General features: G+C 57.2%; 6 protein-coding genes. 1 reads left to right on the top strand and 5 read right to left on the bottom strand.

The genetic code is table 11. From position 1 onward, the window contains the following. Window positions 1-74: 74 nt before the first annotated feature. The 3 genes from AACY26_RS07315 to phhA form a co-directional block, all read right to left on the bottom strand. The gene (locus AACY26_RS07315; RefSeq protein ID WP_339512492.1) at window positions 75-1,274 is read right to left on the bottom strand and encodes an amino acid aminotransferase; all 1,200 of its coding nucleotides are present in this window, start codon (window positions 1,272-1,274) and stop codon (window positions 75-77) included. Next, window positions 1,271-1,627 carry a 4a-hydroxytetrahydrobiopterin dehydratase gene (locus AACY26_RS07310; protein WP_010483416.1) on the bottom strand — a complete coding sequence of 119 codons (357 nt, stop codon included), beginning with the start codon at window positions 1,625-1,627 and terminating at the stop codon, window positions 1,271-1,273. The genes AACY26_RS07315 and AACY26_RS07310 overlap by 4 nt, the downstream gene beginning before the upstream one ends. A 67-nt stretch (window positions 1,628-1,694) precedes the next feature. Next, the gene (phhA, locus tag AACY26_RS07305; protein WP_339512489.1) at window positions 1,695-2,483 is read right to left on the bottom strand and encodes a phenylalanine 4-monooxygenase; all 789 of its coding nucleotides are present in this window, start codon (window positions 2,481-2,483) and stop codon (window positions 1,695-1,697) included. Between the two features lie 257 nt (window positions 2,484-2,740). Here phhA and AACY26_RS07300 point away from each other — a divergent pair, with 257 nt between their 5' ends. Further along, window positions 2,741-4,306 carry a sigma-54-dependent transcriptional regulator gene (locus AACY26_RS07300; RefSeq protein WP_339512487.1) on the top strand — a complete coding sequence of 522 codons (1,566 nt, stop codon included), beginning with the start codon at window positions 2,741-2,743 and terminating at the stop codon, window positions 4,304-4,306. A gap of 58 nt (window positions 4,307-4,364) precedes the next feature. On the opposite strand, the gene AACY26_RS07295 is transcribed toward AACY26_RS07300, so the two are convergent. Then, entirely contained in the window at window positions 4,365-15,815 is an 11,451-nt protein-coding gene (locus tag AACY26_RS07295) for a VCBS domain-containing protein (protein WP_339512485.1), read from the bottom strand. Window positions 15,816-16,021: 206 nt separating this feature from the next. Next, entirely contained in the window at window positions 16,022-16,816 is a 795-nt protein-coding gene (gene fabI, locus AACY26_RS07290) for an enoyl-ACP reductase FabI (protein WP_339512483.1), read from the bottom strand. Window positions 16,817-16,844 lie beyond the last annotated feature (28 nt).

Genomic DNA, 16,844 nt, shown 5'->3' with positions numbered 1-16,844 from the left:
TTTCCAAGCTGTTTCGACCTAGAGCTTCTCCATCAACCGGGCCGTTTGGCGGTGCAGCCAAACGGCTTCGAAGGCTATTCTGCGCAGACTTGGGCAATGGCCTGAGCCAGCTGTGGAAGACGCTCTGCATCAACCCCGGCGATGTTAGCTCGACCGGAACCGACCATATAAATGCTGAAGTCTTCGCGAAGCCGTTTGACCTGCAATGGTGATAAGCCGGTGTAGGAGAACATGCCGCGCTGCTGGTTGATATGCGCAAAACGCCGCGCAAGACCATGGGGCTCGAGTGCGTCGACCAAGCCCTCGCGTAAGCCGGCAACCCGGTCACGCATATGGTTTAACTCATGCTCCCAGAGCGCTCTAAGTTCTGGGTCAGCCAGGATAGTGGCGACCACGGCTGCACCATGCGCCGGTGGCGTTGACCAAAGATTGCGCGCCAGGAACGCCAGTTGGCTGCGTATATCGACGAGCTTTTCAGTATCACGGGCGCAGACCAACAGCGCTCCCGTGCGCTCGCGATACAGGCCGAAGTTTTTCGAGCAAGAGCTGGTAACCAGCAACTCCGGTAGGGCGCGAGCAAACAGGCGAGGTGCCCAGGCATCTTGCTCAAGGCCTTCGCCAAAGCCCTGGTAGGCAAAATCGATCAGTGGCAGCAATTCACGGGCCTTGACCACTTCCAGTACACGCAGCCAGTCTTCATGGCTCAGGTCGAAGCCGGTCGGGTTGTGGCAGCAGGCATGCAGAAGCACTACATCGCCCTGCGGGATTTGGCACAGGGCCGCCAGCATGGCCTCGACATTCAGGCGGTTATCCGCGCCGACATAGGGGTAATGACTGACTTGCAGGCCAGCCTCGGCAAAGATGCTTTCATGGATCGGCCAGGTCGGGTCGCTTAACCAGATGCCACGCCCTGGCAGGTGATGGCTAATGAAGTCTGCCGCAAGGCGCAATGCACCGGTGCCACCGGGTGTTTGCGTGGCGCCGACGCGCTGTTCGGCTAGCGTTTGGCTGTCAGCCCCGAGGACTAATTCTGTCAGCAGTTGGCAAAAGACCGGGTCACCGTGACCGCCGATATAGCTCTTGGTGGTTTCGCTATCAAGCAAACGCTGCTCAGCGAGTTTGACCGCCTTGGGGATAGGTGTCAGGCCTTGGGCGTCCTTATAGACGCCGACGCCGAGGTCAAGCTTGCCCGGGTGACTGTCGGCGCGGTAAGCCTCCATCAGGCTCAGGATCGGGTCACCCGGGACGCGGGCGATGGACGCGAAGTGGTTCACTTGCGGCCCTCGGCGTGCGTGGCGACCTCATCAGTACGCGCAGCCATGATGAAGTCGTTACGGTGCAGGCCCTTGATCGAGTGGCTCCACCAAGTCACTGTGACTTTGCCCCATTCGGTGAGCAAGCCCGGATGATGACCTTCGGCTTCAGAAATTTCACCAACGGCATTGGTAAAGGCCAGTGCGTGCTTGAAGTTCTTGAACAGATAGACTTTTTCCAACTGCATGATCGAGTCACGGACTTCGATGTTCCAATCCGGGATTTGCTTGAGCAATTCCGGCAACTCCTGATCCGATACCTGGGGGGCGCCAGCTTGGCAGGCTTCGCAATGGGCTTGGCTAAGAGCAGTCATGATGATTCCTTAACAATTCAGTAGATAAAGGCCATATAGGTTTGAGACGCCGCAAAAGTTCGCACGTTCACGCCGCTTGTTTAGGGGGGAAGCGGGGCGCATGCAGACCCATCTCGCGGGCTTGAGTGACCATCGCCATGATGTCTTCTTGGGCAAGGTCGAATAAGCGCTTGAGGTTGGGTAAGGCAAAGTAAACCGGTTGCAGAATGTCTATGCGGTACGGTGTGCGCATGGCTTCAACAGGATCAAAGGCCTGATGTTGCGGCTGATCAGACAGGCAATACACCGTTTCTTTAGGGGAGGAAAGAATACCGCCGCCATAAATCTTGCGTCCCTGGCAGGTATCGACCAGGCCAAACTCGATGGTCATCCAGTACAGGCGAGCCAGGAACACGCGTTGCTCCTTGTTGGCCTTGAGACCCAGCTTGCCGTAGGCATGGGTAAATTCGGCGAACCATGGATTGGTCAGTAGCGGGCAGTGACCGAAGATCTCGTGAAAAATATCAGGCTCTTTTAGATAATCGAGTTCTTCCGGGCTGCGAATAAAGGTCGCGACTGGGAATTGCTTGCTGGCCAGCAACTCAAAGAAGGTCTGGAAGGGGATTAGTGCTGGAACCCGTGCAACTTGCCAGCCAGTGGTTGACTGCAACACTTGATTGACTTCGTTAAGCTGCGGGATGCGCTCATGAGACAACTTAAGCTGCTCAATACCATCGAGGTATTCTTGGCACGCATGGCCCTCGATCACTTGCAACTGACGCGTGATCAGGGTGTTCCAAACCTGATGCTCGGCTTCGGGGTAATCAATAAAACCCTTGTCATCCGGTTGCCGAGCGACGTATTGCGTGCTCTTCATCTATTCGCCTCCTGATGGAGCTTTTGTTGTTTGATCAGCTATGAATAACCCAGCAACGGCGCGTTTACAGCCCTGATTTTGCGCCGCAGGTCTTGATTGAGTGGCTAAATTCGTAAAGAAATGATTACAAGATGCTGGCCTTGGCTAAGTATCATCTTGCGCAAGGTCTAAACTGTCACATATTCTTGACAAATAATCCGCTGCGATGCTGATTTTTTCGGCGCTGCGGCCCATAAAAATAGGATCAGGGCTCAGTCATGCGTATCAAAGTTCACTGCCAAAACCGCATTGGCATCCTGCGCGACATCCTTAATTTGCTGGTCGAGTACGGCATCAACGTGGCCCGTGGTGAGGTGGGTGGTGAGCAGGGCAACGCTATCTATCTGCACTGCCCGAACCTGATCAACCTGCAGTTCCAGTCACTGCGCGCCAAGTTTGAAGCCATTACCGGCGTGTTTGGCGTCAAACGGGTGGGGTTGATGCCCAGTGAGCGCCGGCATCTGGAGCTTAATGCGTTGCTTGGCGCCTTGGATTTTCCAGTGTTGTCCATCGATATGGGCGGTTCCATCGTTGCGGCTAATCGCTCTGCAGCGCAGCTGCTCGGCGTGCGGGTCGATGAAGTGCCGGGTATTCCCTTGTCGCGCTACGCCGAGGACTTTGACTTGCCGGAATTGGTGCGCGCGAATAAATCGCGAATCAATGGCTTGCGGGTGAAGGTCAAGGGTGATGTGTTTCTGGCCGATATCGCGCCCCTGCAATCCGAGCACGATGAAAGCGAAGCGCTTGCCGGAGCCGTGCTGACACTGCACCGGGCGGACCGTGTCGGTGAGCGCATTTACAACGTGCGCAAGCAGGAGCTGCGTGGCTTCGACAGTATTTTTCAAAGCTCCAAAGTCATGGCGGCAGTGGTGCGCGAGGCGCGGCGGATGGCGCCACTGGATGCGCCATTGTTGATCGAAGGTGAAACCGGCACGGGCAAGGAGTTGCTTGCCCGTGCTTGTCACTTGGCCAGTCCGCGTGGCCAGTCACCCTTTATGGCACTTAATTGTGCCGGTTTGCCTGAGTCGATGGCCGAGACCGAGCTGTTTGGCTATGGGCCGGGCGCATTCGAAGGCGCCAGGCCCGAAGGTAAGCTGGGTCTGCTGGAGTTAACGGCCGGTGGCACGCTGTTTCTTGATGGTGTAGGTGAGATGAGCCCGCGCTTGCAGGCCAAGCTGCTGCGCTTTTTGCAGGATGGTTGTTTCCGTCGGGTTGGCAGCGATGAAGAGGTCTACCTCGATGTGCGCGTGGTCTGCGCGACACAGGTGGATTTATCGGAACTCTGCGCGCGCGGCGAGTTTCGCCAAGACCTGTATCACCGGCTCAATGTCCTGAGCCTGCACATTCCACCCTTGCGAGAATGCCTGGATGGGCTGGCTCCGTTGGTTGATCATTTTCTCGATCAGGCCAGTCGGCAAATTGGTTGTGCATTGCCCAAGGTTGCGCCCCAGGTACTGGAGCGCCTTGCTCATTATCATTGGCCAGGCAATGTGCGTCAGCTGGAGAACGTACTTTTCCAGGCTGTTTCCTTGTGTGATGGGGCGATGATCAAACCTGAGTACATTCGCTTGCCAGATTACGGCGCACCTCAGCCGATTGGTGATTTCTCGCTGGAAGGTGGCCTGGATGCGATTGTTGGACGCTTCGAAAAAGCGGTGCTTGAGCGCTTGTTCAGTGAGCACCCAAGCAGTCGTCAGCTCGGGAAAAGGCTTGGCGTATCGCACACCACCATTGCCAACAAGCTGCGTGAGCACAGCATTGGCAAAGTGGCCAAAGCGGACTGAACCTAAAGCAAGCCCGTCACCATGAGTGGTGGCGGGCTGCCTTTGGTCGTGCAGCTGGCTAGCTTTGCGGCCTGATCAGGCTGCGTTGTTGCGCGGCATTTTTCAGTTGGTTGTGGAAACTGCTGGCGGTTTGCGCAGGTGCAGCTTGTTGTTGCTGTTCTTGCGGCTGCTCTTGGCGTTCCGGCGCTTGCCATGGCTGGGTCAAGCCATCAACGCTGGTGCCAAACAACGATGGGTCGCTGAGTAGGCCGTCGGCGGTCAAGTCGACCCGCTGTTGCCGACCCAGAATCCAGGTCATGTCCAGTTCGCTGTCGAACTGGCTGTCGAGCACCTGTTGGTGAACAAACTGGCCTGGCACCTGGTAAGCATCATCGATGTCGCTGAGCAGTCCTGCCGAAGCTGGCAGTAGCACCTTGCTGCCGTCCGATTCACGGGCGATAAAGGCGTTGATCTTGCTGTCGCGTTGCACCACTGGGCTAATGAACACCACCGGATCGATATCCTTGAGCAGTGGTTGATACTGATCCGCCGGGTCACGGTCGTCTTCGTGGTGGAATGGACCATCCTTGGGCGCTGGAATAAATGGCGCTGTGATATCCAGGGTAATCACCAGCTCGGCAGGATCGGTGGCTCCGGCCAAGTCACCCAAGGTGTAGGTGAATACATCGCTGAGCACCTGGCCCAATCCAGCGGCGGCCAGGACTTCGTTGTTGGTCAGGTCGATGCTGTAGGTGTAGCTGCCGTCGGCATTGAGTACCAAGGTGCCGTAGCGTCCGACCAGTGGCTGGCCCAGGGTACCGGCTGTGCCGCTGGCATTTTCCGCACCGGTGCGGATCGCCACGACCTGCAGGCTGTCGCCGCCATCGACATCGCTGTCGTTGGGCAGCACGTTGCCGCTGGTTTGCGGGGCAGGGACCTGGTCGCTGGCCACATTGCTGTCGTTGACTGCCAGCGGGTTATCGTTGGCGCCCTGGATCAACAGGTTCAGGCGTGCAGTGGATTCTGCCCCAGCGGTATCACGCATGCGGTAGGTGAAGGTTTCACGCAGGGTTTCACCTGCTGTGCGCAAGGCCTGAACCGTTGGATTGTTGTTGTCCAGCACGTACTGGTATGTGCCGTCTGCGTTAAGCGTGAGGCTGCCGTAGCGGCCCACCAGTACCTGGCCTGCGCTTGAAGTGTTGCCGGTTTCGCTGCTGGCGCTGACCACCTGCTTGGTTTCGCCATTGGCGACACTGTCGACGTCGGTGTCGTTATCCAGCACATTGCCTTGCGGGTTGACCCCGGGTGTGCCGTTGAAAATGCCACCGGCTTCCACCGCCGTGGCGTTATCGTCTACGGCTACAGGTGTGTCGTTACGCCCGTCAATGGTGATCACCAACTGCGCGGTGTCATCGGCAAGGTAGGGGTCTTCGACTGTGTAGGTGAAGGTTTCAGTCAGGGTCTGGCCGCTGATGCGCAGCGCTTGGACGGCCGCAAGGCTGTTATCAAGTACGTAGCTCCAGCTGCCATTGCTGTTAAGGGTCAGGTTGCCGTAGAGGCCGCGCAGGCTGGTGCCGACCGCGCCGCTGGTGCCGCTGCCCGGTTCTGTACCGGTACGCACACCGGTCACTGTCAGCACACCGTTTTCCAAATCGGTGTCGTTGCTTAACACATTGCCGCTTGGGTTGAGCCCAGCCGTACTGTTGTTGATACCACCTGCCTCAATGGCAGTGGCGCTGTCATCAACACCCACTGGCGGATCGTTGCGACCGATAATCAGAATCGACAGTTGCGCAGGGTCGCTCAAGCCACCATCGTCGGTCGCGGTGTAGGTGAAGTAGTCGAACAGGCTATCGAGCAGATTGAGTGCCAGTACATCTGGGTTGGTCTTGTCGAGAACATACTGATAGCTGCCGTCGGCATTGAGGATCAAGCTGCCATACTGACCGACCAGGACGCTACCGACTGTGCCCGCGGTGCCGCTGCCTGCTTCCTGGCCGGTGCGGATCGCGGTAACAGTCAGGTTGTCACCGGCGTCAACATCGGTGTCGTTGCCTAGCACATTGCCCGTTGGGTCGATGAACAATCCATCGCCATTGTCGGCCACCGCAATGCCCAAGTCGTTGGCTGCAACCGGGGTATCCCAGGCGCCTTCAATGGTGATCAGGAGCTGGGCGATATCTTGCGCGCCAGCCGTGTCGTTCATGCGGTAGCTGAAGGCTTCACGTAAGGTGTCGCCCGGCTTGAGGGCTTGGACTGCAGCCAGATTATTATTGACCACGTAGCTGTAGTCACCGTTGGCGAGCACGGTCAGGGTGCCGTATTGACCGACAATGGAGCGAATTGCGCCAACGCTGGTGAAACTGCCTCCAGCCAGCTCCAGGCCGGTGCGAATGCCATCTATGGTTTTGCTATCACCGCTGTCAACATCGGTGTCGTTAGCGAGCAGGTTGCCGGTTGGATTGGTGCCCGGCGTGGCATTATTGACGCCGCCCGCTTCCGTAGCGGTATTGGTATCGTTGACTGCGAGAGGATTGTCGTTACGACCTGAAATGGTGATGGTCAGTACCGCGCTGCTGGTTGCACCGGCCAAATCGCGGATGGTGTAGGTAAAGCTTTCGCTCAGTTTATTGGCATTGATGCGCAGCGCCTGAACCAGCGGATTGTTGTTATCGACGGTGTAGGTGAAGCTGCCGTCGCTGTTGAGTGTCAGGCTGCCGTACATACCTGAGAATGCGCTGCCAATGCTGCCGCCGGTGACAGCGGAAACAGTGAGGGTTTCGCCATTGCGGTCGACGTCTGTGTCATTGTCCAGCACATTACCGCTTGGATTGACGCCTGGCGTTTGGTTGTTCAACCCGCCTGCTTCAACCGCTGCGGCGCTGTCATTGTTGGCAACCGGGGTATCGTTACTGCCTTGAATGGTAATGGTTAATACGGCTGTATCGGTTGCGCCAGCTGTATCAATGACGGTGTAGTTGAAGCTGTCGGTCAGGCTGTTACCTGCACGCAGGGCCTGGACCGCCGCCATGGAGTTGTCCAGCCGGTAGCGATACTCGCCATCCTCGCCGATGGTCAACCAGCCATAGGTGCCACGCAGTTCTATATCCAGCGAGCCTGAGGCACCTGAGCCTTCGGTTGCGCCAGTACGCACCGAGTCAACCGCCTTGGTTTCGCCATTGGCGACGCTGTCGACATCGCTGTCGTTGTCCAGCACGTTGCCAACTGGGTTAATACCACCGCTGGTGTTGTTGACGCCGCCAGCTTCAATCGCAGTTGCGGTGTCGTTGTCGGCAACAGGGTTATCGTTCTGGCCGCGAATCACCACGATGATTTCAGCGCTGTCGCTGAGTCCACCGGGGTCGGTCACGGTGTAGGTGAAGCGTTCTATCAGGGTGTCGCTCGCTTGGCGCAAAGCCTGTACCGCTGCCAGGTTATTGTCGACCACATAGCTGTAGCTGCCGTCGCTGTTCATGGTCAACTGGCCATATTGGCCTTGCAGTGCCTGGCCGACGATACCAGAGGTACCGCTTGCGGTTTCCGCGCCGGTCCGAATTGCAGTAACGGTAAGAGGGTCACCATCCGGGTCTTCGGCCGAGATATCGCCTGTTGGATTGACCCCTGGCGTTGTATTGTTGACGCCACCCGCTTCGGTTGCTAGTGCCACGCCATTGTTTGCCAGGGGCACGTTATTGGCGCCGGTGACTGTGATCACAAGCTGCGCGGTATCGGTCAGGCCTGCGGTGTCTGTGATTTGATAGGTCACGACTACATCAAGTGTCTGGCCAAGCGCCAAGGCGACTATCTCTGGATGGTCGCTGTTGACGTCAAAGCTGAACGAGCCGTCCGGGTTGATCGTCAATTCACCGTAAGACTCATTGGTGGCATTGGTCAGTGGCGTGCCTGTTGAGTCTTGGGCGTACAGGGTGTCGAGCGTGGTGCCCGCCGTCACTGTGCCCAATGCGCCGCCAGCAACCTCGGTGCCATTGCGGATGCCGGTAACGATCAGGTTGGTGTTGGGCCGGTCAGCGTTGTCGACATCCTGATCGATACCGTTGCCGCCAGGCGTACCTGTATCGTCAGGGCGGCTCGGGAAGGTAATGACATTACCGGTTGGGTTAGTTTCGTTGCCATCGTCGTCGACTTCACTGGCCTGCGCCTGAGCATGGTCGTCGCTGGCAACCGGGTTGTCGTAATTGCCTTGGATGACAATGGTCAGGTTGGCCAAGTCATTCAAGCCCAAGGCATCGGTGACCTGATAGCTGAACTCATCGCTCAGTGTGTCATTTGGTCCCAGGCGCTGTACGGCAATGTTGTCGTCATCAATGACGTAGCTGTACTCGCCATCAGAAAAGATCGTCAAAGTGCCGTAGGTGCCAGCAATGCTGATGGATCCGCCTGGAGGCACCATTAGCGGTGTGCCAACTTCATCTTTAGGCACATCACGAATGGCGGTGACGCTTTTGCTTTCGCCATAGTTGATAGGATCGCCAGCGCCGCCATCGACATCGGTGTCGTTGTCGAGCACGTTACCGGATGCGTCCTGTCCAGAGATGGGGAAGCCGCTTGGCGGGGTGTCACCAGGATTGCCCGCATCGGTATTGTCGACGCCCCCTTGTTCGATTGCCGTGCCAGTATCGTCAACGCCAACAGGTGTGTCGTTGGCGCCTTGGATGGTCACGGCCAGCTCGGCAGTGGAGTTGGCAGTCGCCAGTGGTACACCGCTGTCGCTAATCTCATAGCTGAAGGTTTCGCTCAGGGTTTGGCCGCTCAGGCGCAGGGCCTGGACTTCAGGGTTGTCATTGTCGACAACATATTCATAAGCGCCGCTGCTATCGACGAACAGGCTGCCGTAATCGCCCTTGATTTCAACAGTGCCGACGGCAGGAACGGCGACGGTTGTACCATTGAAAGTGACCGAAACCAGAATGAGATTTTCGGTGTCCGGGTTGGTGATCAGGTCAACATCGATATCGTTGTCGGTCAGGTTGCCGGTGGGGTTTACGCCCGGGGTCTGGTTGTCACGACCACCTGCTTCGACTGCGGTTGCGTCATCATCTACCGCTGTTGGCGGATCATTGACCGCAGCCACCACGATCAGCAGTGAGTCTTGATCGGTGCGGGCGTCAGTCAGCTCACCGGGGATGCCATTACCGTCAAAGTCACCGAAGTTACCCAGGTCATTGGTCAGTACGGTCAGGGTGTCGTTACCATTGAAATTGGCATTGCCCAGGTAGTTGAGGCTGGCCAGTGCAGCATTGATGTCACTGATACGGCCGTTCAATACCACTGTGTTGCTGTTGCTGCCTGTGACGATGACGCCGGTGGTAGCGCCGGTAAAATACAGCGTGCCTTGGGTGACGCTCAGGGTCACCTGGATGGCCCGGTCAGCGATATCCGGGTCGCGCTCGGCGTCGACATCGCTGACGGAGATACCCGAAATGGCCAGGGCGATATCTTCCTGGGCGTTCTGGGTGCCGGGAAGGCTGTTGACCGGCGCGTCATTGACCTCGACATAACCGGAATCGGCATCCTGGCTGTCAGCTTCTCCAAGGGTGATATTGATCTGGCCAAGGGTGCTGCCGTCGGTGTCGATGCGAATGCGCATGTCACCAAAGGCAACGATGCCGTTGACCTCGGTTGGGGCGTCAATGCGATACAAGCCCGAAGGCAATACGCCGAAGATAAATTGACCAGTGCTGTCAGTGGTCGCAGTAAAGGTTACATCATCAGTAGTGCCAAAAACGTCCCCGAAAACGCCATCATTGCCAGCCCAAGTCAGAGTGACATCTTGACCGGCAATGGCCGGGCCGTCTGGCGTGGTGGAGCCATCGGCTGAGCTGGTATCGTTCCACAGTGTTCCGCTGATGATGCCCAGGCCCGCGGCTTCCACCAGTTGATAGTTATTGAGAACCAAGTCGTTATCCGGGCCAACACCGTCAGCGCTGGTGCGCTCGCCATCGGCACTGCCATCGGCGCCGACAGTGCTGCCGCCCCAAGTGGTGAAAGTTTCCGGCAGGCTGCTCCAGGTGAGGCTGGCGTTGGTGTTGGCAACAATGGCGTCGTTGGGCACATCGACGGTGTAGACCACGCTGATCTGGCTGCCAATATCAACCTGGCTGAAGTCAACGCTCAAACCGCCAGCGGTGCTAAAGCTAATGCCATCAGCCGGCAAGTCAGCGGCCGCGTAAGTGGTGCCGCCCACGGTGATGCTGACCAGTTGATAGTTGCTGCCCGTTGGAAAGCTGTCGCTCAGGTTGACGTCATAGGCGGGCAATTCACCACTTTGGTTGAAGCCAATGGTTACTGTTGCGGTCCCGCTGTTGCCGCCGACATTGGGGTCAAAGTTTGTGACCGTTTTGTCCAGGCTGCTAAAGCCACCTTCGACAATACGTTCGAACAGGGTGTCGCTGGTGGCACGTAAAACGTTGTCTACACGGTCCTGAACAAATACGCCAAGCTGATCCCCAGCCTGGTTGCTGACTTGGTTATTTACCCGGGCGCTGAACTCAACAATGATCCCTTCGAGGTTGTCATCGTTGCTGTCATCACCTGAGGGGCCTGCGCCGTTGGTGATATTGCCAAAGCTGATAGTAATGACCTGGCGGCCATTGGTGTCAGTGGTGACTGTTACATAATCAGAATTAAGCACCCCGGTTGGTCCCGCGCCAGACAAGTCCGGTGTGATGTACAGGGCTTCGGCGGAGTTCTCGTCGCCATCAATAGCTAGCACACCGCCAGTAATCAAATCGGACAGGTCTGTTACCAGGCCGCCATTGGAGACGAAGGCCACCCGCATGCTGGCGAGGTCGGCCAGCGTCAGTCCGGCCTCCAAGGTAATGCTGATGGAGTAGTTGGGGTTTGCACCTTCTGGAATCAGTGCCGCGGCGCGGTAGCGAACCAGCTCGCCGACTGCGACATTCTCCACGCTGGCATTGGTCGGGTTCGGCGCAGTGGTGTCATCAAGGCCGCCCACACGGGAAATTCTGATGCCCTGAGCAACCGGAATCACCAAGGTGCTCTCGAGGCGGTAATCGTTGAGGGCGCCGCTATTGAGCAGGTCGTCCACGCCTGTACGTTCGTCGCTGTTGACGCCGTCGATACTGGTCCATTGCACTTGCACCTGGTTGTCAAAGTTCGGAACCGAGGCGCCGCTGGCGTTGACCACGCCGCTGACATTGATCGCAATACTGCCGCCTTTGGCAATATCAATATTGCCGGTGTTAACCAGCATGCGGGTCACTGGGTCCAGGCTGAAGCTGCTGGTGATATCGGTGCTTACACCGTTTACCGTATAGATAACGCTGGTCAGTGTCAGGTTATCGAATTCAGTGGGAAGGCTGTCGCTGAAGTCGATATCAAAGGCATCGAAGTCAGTGGCGCTGTTGCCATTACTGATGGTGATGGTGAAGTCGACTGGGTCGTCCTGGTCAAAACCGAAGTCGGTCGGGGTATTGATGGTCTGGCTGATTTGCAGCGTCGGTTCACGCACTGTAATTGTGGGTTTGTCGCCGCTGAGTGCGACGCTACGGTCGATACTATCGACCGGGTCGGTGCTGTTTGGGGTATCGCCGTCGGTATCGGTATAGGTGAGCGTTGCATCATTTTGCAGGACCGTATTGGCCTGGTTGCTGCTGACGTCGGTGGCGATCAAGCGCACCCGAATCACAAACTTGTTGTTGTCGGTGTTGTTGTCGCCATTGGCCGAGGAGATGCTAAACACGAAGTTTGCATCGCCACCATCAGTGCCCGTTGTGTTGAGCTGGCTGATGTCTACTGTGCCGCCGAAGTCCAGGGTGAGATAGCCTCCGGCGGTGGTGATCAATTGATAGCCACTGCCGCTGTAACTGGTGTCCAGGCGCATGCCGGGCGGAATCAGGTCGTTGATGTTGAGCGACTGGGTGACGCCTTCAGGCAGGGTGACAATGATGTCGTAGAGCATGCTTTCGCCCACGACCAGATCAGCGCCTGTGGTGTGGCTAGCGCTTGAGTCTGAGTTATCAAGACCGCCGCCGGCAAAGCCCTTGCTGATCTCGGGGGCCGCAACCTGCTGCGCTGCGGTATCACTGAGCACGCCGCTCGCGAGGAAGTTTGCGCCGCCTTCAACGCTGGCGTAGTTGAGCAGGGTGCCGCTGCTTTCCAGGGTTGCGCTGGCGTTGATAGTGCCCGAAACCACAGTGTCATAGGTGATGACAATCAGGTTGCTGCCTGCGTTATCGGCATCGGTCCCCGGACGACCGGCGAGGAGGGCACCAACCCCGGCATTGTCAACAAAAGTGATGGTGTTGGTGGCGTTGTCGACGGTGAAGTCGACTCCGGCGATCAATTGTGACCCATCGCCGCGAAAGATCAGCAGGTTGGCGCTGGACAAACTACCGCCGACGAAAGACAGGCCCGGCGGCAGGGTGATTTGGGTGCTGACATCAAAGGCATTACCGCCGCCGGTATTCTCGATTGCAGTGGCCAGGCGAATGGTATCGCTGGCGTCAATATCGGTGACGTTGCCTTCAATCGCATTGATATCGGTAACGCTGCCGGTGAACGGGGCGCCGCCGGTACCGGGTGCGTTCCAGCCGCCGGTTGTGCCGGTGACTGTACCGTTGCTGGAGGAAACCACGCCGTGGGTAATGCTCAGGTCCGGTTCGGCAACCGAGGCGATAAGGGTTACGTCATCCGAAGACAGGATTTCGTTCTTGTCGAGCGTTGTGGTCTGGCTTGATTCGGCCAGTACGTTGAACGAGCGCTGGTCAGCAAAGGGCTGGTCGCTGACAGTCAGGGTGAAATCAATTTGGATGGTGCTGCCTTCAACCCCGCTGTTGACGTAGTTGTCGAAGGTGAAAATCAACGAGTTGCCCGGGCCGATAGTCACAGAACTTGGGCTGTTGGGGTTACTGTTGTCAGTGCCGAGCTGCCAAAGGGTATCAGCGTCAAGACCGGTCAAATCAAACAGCGGCAAGGGTAAGTAGGCGGTGAGGCTGAAGTTTTCGTAGTCCCCGGTAACCAGGTCATAAGTAAGGCTGAAGGTGACTTCATCGCCTGGGCGCAGTTCGGTGCCTGGCGGTGGGGCGCCATTGCCATTCAGGTCGGCAAGCTCGATGTCAACATTACTGGTGGGGATGGTGCTGCTGGTGTTTGAGGAATCTGACTGGTCTTGACCGGTGAGGTTGACCTCATCCTCCATGATAGTCGCGGTAACCGTCGCATCATTGCCGAATGAGTCGCCTTCGTTGATCTCGCTGTGCGGGTTACCTGCGGGTGGCGTATAGCTTTGGCCAATAACCGCCTGGTAGCTGAGCACCGCTGTGCTGGCGCCTTGCAGGATGTCATCGAAGGCCAGGTCACCATTGATCCACTGGTGATCGGGGTAGTAGTCCTCGATCGAGGCGGCGATATCGAACACCAATGAGGTGGTACCGTCCGGATTGACAACCTGGGTGAAAATGACCGGGATTTGATAGTCGACACCATCAATATTGGCGGAGATCGTCAATGTGCCATCGACCAGCGTCTGACCATCGCTCAGGGTGTCGGTAATGACAAAGCTACCCTGATTGAGCAGGGTTTTACCAAAGGCGAAATAGTCTGAGACATTGATATTGATGGCGTAGTTGAGGGTGTCGCCCGGGCTCAGTCCGGCAGTGCCGATATCGGTCTGCAGGCTGACTTGTTTTTCCAGGGTGATCGATTTGGCGACTATGCTGGTCGAAAATCCATCGCCGCTGAAGGCAATGGTATCGCCCGGGTTGGCCACATCGCGCGGATCGACCGGTTGCCACTGGCCAGTAGCTGTGGGCGGGCCGAAGGTAATAGTGGTGTCATCGCCGGTGATCGGGTTGAGTACCGGATTGCCGTCGACATCGGCGTCCGGCACAAAAAAATCAACATTGGTCGTCACCGGCGCCGAGAAGTCGCTGTAGGAGACGGTAAACGACTGGATATAAATGTCGTTGGTCTGGTCGGCATCGTTGTTGCGCGCAAATACCGCATTGATCAATGTCGGGTTGCTGATGGTGTCGCCGTTGTAGAGGGTGATCGAGGTGAGGGTGCCGTTGGCCCCTGGTGTAATCTGGGTAATGATCACATCATCGGGTACCGGTTGGGTGATCTCCAGGTCGGTGATGGTCTGCGAGGTTGCCGGGCTAACTGTGATTTGCAGCTCGCGGCCATAGTTAGGCCCGGTCGCTGTTTCGCCCTCGGGCGCTATGATCTGTTGGTCGAATGTGATCACCGTTGGGTGTACCACATAGCTTACGAAGCCCGACTGCACCAGGCTTGGGTCCACGCTTGGGTTATTCAGCGCATCGTTGCCGTATTGGAAACCGCTGCGTGCGGTAATAGTTAAATCAGGGCTTGCGGCGGAAGTCGAGAAATCGGTGTCGGCTAGATCACTCAGGGTCGCTGTGACCTGAATGCCGATATTTGGCTGGCCCTGGCTGACACTGGCAAAGGGTAGTTCCAGCACCACCATCTGGTCACCGGCGCGCATCCCGTACGTGGCCGCGTTCACTACAAGTGGCTGGCCGTCAGCGCCGACGGCCAAGGGGTGAATGGCCTGACCATTGGCGTCGAAGGTGATGACGTGAGCGACCAGTGCTTGCCCTTGATAACTGGCTGAAACAAAACTGATGCCGTCATCGATCTCGGCGCCCGCACCATCGATACCCGTTGCAGGCAGAAACACATCGACAAAGGGCGCATAGCCTGAATCTGCTGAGTTGTTGGAGAAGTTCAGGGTAAAGGTGAAATTGCTGCCCAGCTGCACGTCTGCTCCAGTGCCGGCGACAGACAACGTGGGCTCTGCATCGGGAAGCAATCCTGAAAAACTATCAATGGCTGCAGCGCTCAGGGCAATTGACTTATCGATGTCGCCATCGCGCACTTCCAGTTCCCAGTCGCCACCGGCGGCTTTATTGCCGGTGTTGTCATTGGACGCGCCAACATCAGCGCCCGTCCAGCGGGCCAATTCAGCGACCAGGGTTTTGCCAACCTCGCCAGCGCCAATCCTGCAACCATAGAGTTGAATATCCGCACCCGCGCTGAGGTTGTTGCTCCATTGCGCGAAGCGGCTGCCAAGTTGATCAATATTGTCGCTGGACACTGTGGTGCTGCCCAAGGTGAATTGGCCAGCGGCGCCGTGGGAGAGGATTTGTACAGAATCCACCTGGCCCATGGTTTCAAGGGCTTTTTCAATGGCGGCGATGCCATCTTGTTGAGTGTCGACAATGATGGCTTTGACACCTTGTGGCAGCTGCTGGGTGAGCTGCTGGCTATTCTCAAGGCGACTGTCGATAACCAGCAATGCGCGTGCTGCAGAAGTCGGTGGCGGGGCAGCGCGGGCTGTCTCGACAGCGGTTGCGGGAACGTGGCTGCTGTCTTGGCCGTCGGGGGCAGAATTTGCCGAGGTGTCAGTAGTATGTTGCTCTGTGGCAACTGCTGCTGCACCGTCGAACAGAATCCTCGGCTCCAATGCCAGCGTGCGGTTGCTGGGCTTAAAGGGATTACCGTTGCGACCGGTAGTGGCTTTTGACATTGGTTATGGCTCCATGCGCATGAACAGACCGTTAATAAAGCGTAGCTGGCTCTGTCGTATTCGTGGTGCAAAAAAACAAATTTACCCCGAGCTAAAGCGGTATAAGGCAGATAGAAACGATCAAGCAAGTAGTTTTTTTCAATAAAAAACCCGGCGTAATCAATACGCCGGGTTCTTGGGGCAACTGCATGCTTGTGTGCGAGTGGTTATTCGTCCATTGCACCCATGGCGGTGGTGTTGAAACCGCCGTCGACATACATGATTTCACCGCTTACGCCCGAGGCCAGGTCAGAGCAGAGGAACGCGCCAGCGTTACCAACTTCTTCGATGGTGACGTTGCGGCGCAATGGCGTTTGCTTTTCGTTGGCTGCCAGCATTTTGCGGAAGCTTTTGATCCCCGAGGCTGCCAGCGTGCGGATTGGACCGGCCGAGATGGCGTTTACGCGAGTGCCTTCCGGGCCCAGGCTACCGGCGAGGTAACGAACACCGGCTTCAAGGCTGGCTTTGGCCATGCCCATTACATTGTAGTTAGGCATGGTGCGCTCGGCGCCCAGGTAAGACAGGGTCAGCAGGCTGCCATTGCGGCCTTTCATCAGCTCGCGACCGCCTTTGGCCAGGGCTACAAAGCTGTAGGCGCTGATGTCGTGGGCAATGCGGAAACCTTCGCGGGTGGTGACGTCAGTGAAATCGCCATCGAGTTGGTCGCCTGGAGCGAAGCCTACCGAGTGAACGATGCAGTCAAGGCCGTCCCACTTTTTGCCCAAGGCTTCAAATACAGAAACGATTTCTTCATCATTGGCCACATCGCACGGGAAGCACAGGTCAGCGCTTGAGCCCCAATCAGCGGCAAAGCCTTCAACACGGCCTTTGAGTTTTTCGTTCTGATAGGTGAACGCCAGTTCAGCACCTTCACGGTGCATGGCTGCAGCAATGCCTGAGGCAATGGAGAGTTTGCTGGCAACGCCAACGATCAGTACGCGCTTACCGGTTAGAAAACCCATGTGTTGTTCCTCTTCCTATTCGCAAGGA

This window comes from Pseudomonas sp. RL_15y_Pfl2_60 (assembly GCF_963970595.1).
Classification (GTDB): domain Bacteria; phylum Pseudomonadota; class Gammaproteobacteria; order Pseudomonadales; family Pseudomonadaceae; genus Aquipseudomonas.
The sequence above is the reverse complement of the archived record's forward strand: the minus strand, read 5'-3'. Positions and strand labels throughout refer to the sequence as shown.

What these genes read in the sequence shown, in the direction of transcription:
- AACY26_RS07310 (WP_010483416.1), bottom strand. Translation starts at nt 1,627, where the DNA reads ATGACTGCTCTTAGCCAAGCCCATTGCGAAGCCTGCCAAGCTGGCGCC.
- phhA (WP_339512489.1), bottom strand. Translation starts at nt 2,483, where the DNA reads ATGAAGAGCACGCAATACGTCGCTCGGCAACCGGATGACAAGGGTTTT.
- AACY26_RS07300 (WP_339512487.1), top strand. Translation starts at nt 2,741, where the DNA reads ATGCGTATCAAAGTTCACTGCCAAAACCGCATTGGCATCCTGCGCGAC.
- AACY26_RS07295 (WP_339512485.1), bottom strand. Translation starts at nt 15,815, where the DNA reads ATGTCAAAAGCCACTACCGGTCGCAACGGTAATCCCTTTAAGCCCAGC.
- fabI (WP_339512483.1), bottom strand. Translation starts at nt 16,816, where the DNA reads ATGGGTTTTCTAACCGGTAAGCGCGTACTGATCGTTGGCGTTGCCAGC.